Source organism: Coprococcus sp. AM97-35, assembly GCF_027697525.1.
In the GTDB taxonomy this organism is placed as follows: domain Bacteria; phylum Bacillota; class Clostridia; order Lachnospirales; family Lachnospiraceae; genus Allocoprococcus; species Allocoprococcus comes.
This window is the reverse complement of sequence record NZ_JAQESL010000060.1, coordinates 1-3,141: the sequence shown is the minus strand read 5'-3', so window position 1 is coordinate 3,141 and position 3,141 is coordinate 1. Positions and strand designations below refer to the sequence as shown.

1 rRNA gene is annotated in these 3,141 nt (G+C 50.4%); it reads left to right on the top strand.

Features of this window, described 5'->3' with window-relative positions:
* Positions 1 to 193 precede the first annotated feature (193 nt).
* Positions 194 to 3,080: ribosomal RNA gene (locus PG840_RS16510) — 23S ribosomal RNA — on the top strand.
* Positions 3,081 to 3,141 lie beyond the last annotated feature (61 nt).

Below are 3,141 nucleotides of genomic sequence, written 5' to 3'. Positions count from 1 at the left end.
CATGTACTTTGAAAACTGCATACAAAAATAAATCAATTCTCAAATAGAGAAAGACATCCGAGGTGATCATCACCGCAAGGTAATGATTAACTTACATCTTCGAGAAAACGAAGTAAAAAAACGACCTGAAATACCAACGCATGCAACGCTATGCATGTGTAACCGGATCCCATTCCCGTGGGAGAAGGGAGTTGGTTATGCTAGAAAGAGCGCAGGGTGGATGCCTTGGCACTAAGAGCCGATGAAAGACGTGATAAGCTGCGAAAAGCTTCGGGGAGGAGCAAATATCCGATGATCCGGAGATATCTGAATGGGGAAACCCGGCTGGACAGACTCCAGTCATCCATACGCCAATCCATAACGTATGGAAGGGAACCCGGTGAACTGAAACATCTAAGTAGCCGGAGGAAGAGAAAACAACAAGTGATTCTGTGAGTAGCGGCGAGCGAAAACGGAAGAGCCCAAACCGGAATGCGTGCATTCCGGGGTTCGGACCGCGTAATTGATCTGATAAGTTTAGCAGAATGGTTTTGGGAAAGCCAGCCAGAGAGGGTGAAAGCCCCGTAAGCGAAAGACGAGTCAGCAAGGCGGGATCCAGAGTACCACGAGACACGAGAAACCTTGTGGGAATGAGCGGGGACCACCCCGTAAGGCTAAATACTCCTTAGTGACCGATAGCGCATAGTACTGTGAAGGAAAGGTGAAAAGGACCCCGGGAGGGGAGTGAAAGAGAACCTGAAACCCTGTGTTTACAAGCTGTGGAACATCTTTATATGATGAACCGCGTACTTTTTGTAGAACGGTCCGGCGAGTTACGCCATCTGGCGAGGTTAAGTTCTTAAGGAATGGAGCCGAAGTGAAAACAAGTCTTAATAGGGCGTGAAGTCAGATGGAGTAGACCCGAAACCGGGTGATCTATCCATGTCCAGGATGAAGTTGCCGTAAAAGGCAATGGAGGTCCGAACCCACATCCGTTGAAAAGGGTGGGGATGAGGTGTGGATAGGGGAGAAATTCCAATCGAACCCGGAGATAGCTGGTTCTCCTCGAAATAGCTTTAGGGCTAGCCTCATGAGAGTCTTTTGGAGGTAGAGCACTGAATTCCCGCGGGGGCGTCAAAGCTTACCAAAGGATATCAAACTCCGAATGCCAGTAAGATGATTCATGGGAGTCAGACTACACGAGATAAGTTGGGTAGTCAAAAGGGAAAGAGCCCAGACCTGCAGCTAAGGTCCCAAAATGTGTGTTAAGTGGAAAAGGATGTGGGATTTCAAAGACAACCAGGATGTTGGCTTAGAAGCAGCCATACATTAAAAGAGTGCGTAATAGCTCACTGGTCGAGAGGTCCTGCGCCGAAAATGTCCGGGGCTGAAACACACTACCGAAGCTCAGGAATTAACGTAGTTAATTGGTAGAGGAGCATTCTTAAAGGGAAGAAGCAGTACCGGAAGGAGCTGTGGACTTTTAAGAAGAGAGAATGCCGGAATGAGTAGCGAGAGGAAGGTGAGAATCCTTCCGGCCGAATACCCAAGGTTTCCAGAGTAAAGCTGATCTGCTCTGGGTAAGTCGGGGCCTAAGGTGAGGTCGAAAGACGTAGCCGATGGACAACAGGTTGAAATTCCTGTACTGCAGTATAACAGAACTGTGGGGACGCAGAGGGAGAGCACTAGCGGGAATGGAATCCCGTGGCAAGCGAGGTAGGAGTAGAGTTGGCAAATCCGCTCTATAATCCGAAGACGTGATGCATACCGAACTGAAGTAGGGAAATGTGTGAGCCAGCTGCCAAGAAAAGCCGCTATTGTTTGTACTGTACCCGTACCGTAAACCGACACAGGTAGGTGAGGAGAGAATCCTAAGGCCGACGGGAGAAGCATTGTTAAGGAACTCGGCAAAATGACTCCGTAACTTCGGGAGAAGGAGTGCCAGTGAGAGCTGGCCGCAGAGAATTGGCCCAAGCAACTGTTTAGCAAAAACACAGGTCTATGCAAAACCGTAAGGTGAAGTATATGGGCTGACGCCTGCCCGGTGCTGGAAGGTTAAGGGGAGAGGTTAGCGCAAGCGAAGCTTTGAACTTAAGCCCCAGTAAACGGCGGCCGTAACTATAACGGTCCTAAGGTAGCGAAATTCCTTGTCGGGTAAGTTCCGACCCGCACGAAAGGCGTAATGATTTGGGCACTGTCTCAACAATGCACCCGGTGAAATTGAAATACCAGTGAAGATGCTGGTTACCTGCGCCAGGACGGAAAGACCCCATGGAGCTTTACTCCAGCTTGATACTGGGATTCGATATTGTATGTACAGGATAGGTGGGAGGCGAAGAAGCATTGACGCCAGTTGATGCGGAGCCGCTGTTGGGATACCACCCTTGCAGTATTGGATTTCTAACCAGCAGCCGTGACCCGGCTGGGGGACAATGTCAGGTGGGGAGTTTGACTGGGGCGGTCGCCTCCGAAAGGGTATCGGAGGCGCTCAAAGGTTCCCTCAGAATGGTTGGAAACCATTCGAAGAGTGCAAAGGCAGAAGGGAGCTTGACTGCGACACCGACGGGTGGAGCAGGTACGAAAGTAGGACTTAGTGATCCGGTGGTATAAAGTGGGATTGCCATCGCTCAACGGATAAAAGCTACCCTGGGGATAACAGGCTTATCACTCCCAAGAGTTCACATCGACGGAGTGGTTTGGCACCTCGATGTCGGCTCATCGCATCCTGGGGCTGAAGTAGGTCCCAAGGGTTGGGCTGTTCGCCCATTAAAGCGGTACGCGAGCTGGGTTCAGAACGTCGTGAGACAGTTCGGTCCCTATCCGGCGTGGGCGTAGGATATTTGAGAGGAGCTGGCCTTAGTACGAGAGGACCGGGCTGGACTGACCGCTGGTGTATCTGTTGTTCCGCCAGGAGCATGGCAGAGTAGCCAAGTCAGGAAGGGATAAACGCTGAAGGCATCTAAGCGTGAAGCCCCCCTCAAGATGAGATATCCCAACGCAAGTTGTAAGACCCCTTGAAGACGACAAGGTAGATAGGGCAGAGGTGGAAGTGCAGTAATGCATGGAGCTGACTGTTACTAATCGGTCGAGGGCATAACCAAGAAGGTAGGACAGGGTAAGGAAGAATGGATGGAGTAAAGATTTAAATTTGTATGTGGTTTT